The sequence below is a fragment of the Saccharomonospora iraqiensis subsp. paurometabolica YIM 90007 genome, from assembly GCF_000231035.2.
Taxonomy (GTDB): Bacteria; Actinomycetota; Actinomycetes; order Mycobacteriales; family Pseudonocardiaceae; genus Saccharomonospora; species Saccharomonospora paurometabolica.
The window spans coordinates 9,836-11,028 of record NZ_KI912225.1 but is presented as its reverse complement, the minus strand read 5'-3'; the positions used below and the strand labels follow the sequence as shown (position 1 = coordinate 11,028).

General features: G+C 69.2%; 1 protein-coding gene. It reads left to right on the top strand.

Translation table 11 applies throughout. The features are described from left to right. Positions 1 to 151 precede the first annotated feature (151 nt). Entirely contained in the window at positions 152 to 1,162 is a 1,011-nt protein-coding gene (gene hpnH, locus SACPADRAFT_RS0208680) for an adenosyl-hopene transferase HpnH (RefSeq protein WP_007027684.1), read from the top strand. The last annotated feature ends 31 nt before the right edge of the window (positions 1,163 to 1,193 follow it).

Here is a 1,193-nt window from a genome sequence, read left to right as displayed (position 1 = left end):
TGGCGGCGTTGCGTCGGGTCGGGCCCGTGGCACGCGCGTGGGCGGCGGGGCTCGCGGGAACCCGGCCGTCGTCCGCAACCGCTCCCGCCCCGTCCCCGCAGGGATCCGGGGCCCCCGTCCAGGACAGCACCAGCAAGGAGGTGCGGCACCCATGAACATGCCTCTGCACCAGAGTCTGCGCATCGCCCGGTACCTGATGGCGCAGAAACTCAAACGGCGGGACAAGTTCCCGCTCATCGTGGAGCTGGAACCGCTGTTCGCCTGCAACCTCGGGTGTCCCGGATGCGGCAAGATCCAGCACCCGGCGAGCGTGCTGAAGCAGCGGATGCCGGTGGAGCAGGCCGTCGCCGCGATCGAGGAGTGCGGGGCGCCGATGGTGTCCATCGCGGGCGGGGAACCCCTGATGCACCCGGACATCGACACCATGGTGAACGAACTCGTGCGGCGTAAGAAGTACGTGTTCCTGTGCACCAACGCGGCACTGCTCCGCAAGAAGATCGACAAGCTCGACCTCGCGCCGTCGAAGTACTTCGCGTTCGCGGTGCACGTCGACGGGATGCGGGAGCGGCACGACGCCGCGGTGGACAAGGAGGGCGTGTTCGACGAGGTGGTGGAGGCGGTGCGGGAGCTCAAGTCCCGCGGGTTCCGCGTCACCTCGAACACCACGGTGTTCAACACCGACACCCCGGCCACCGTCATCGAGGTGCTCGACTACCTCAACGACGACCTGCGGGTCGACGAGATGATGGTCTCCCCTGCCTACGCCTACGAGAAGGCCCCCGACCAGGACCACTTCCCGGGGGTGGAGGAGAGCCGGGAACTGTTCCGCAAGGCGTTCGCGGACGGCAACCGCAAGCGCTGGCGGCTCAACCACTCGCCGCTGTTCCTCGACTTCCTGGAGGGCAAGGTCGACTTCGGCTGCACCGCGTGGGGCGTGCCGTCGTACTCGCTGTTCGGCTGGCAGAAGCCGTGCTACCTGATGAACGACGGCTACGCCGAGACCTACCGGGAGCTGATCGAGACCACCGACTGGGAGCGCTACGGCCGCGGCCGGGACCCGCGGTGTGCGAACTGCATGGCCCACTGCGGCTACGAGCCGACCGCGGTGCTGGCCACACTCGGCTCGGTGCGGGAGTCCCTGCGGGCGGCACGCGGCGGCTGACCGCTCCGGGCGGTCCCGCCGGTGTCCGGCC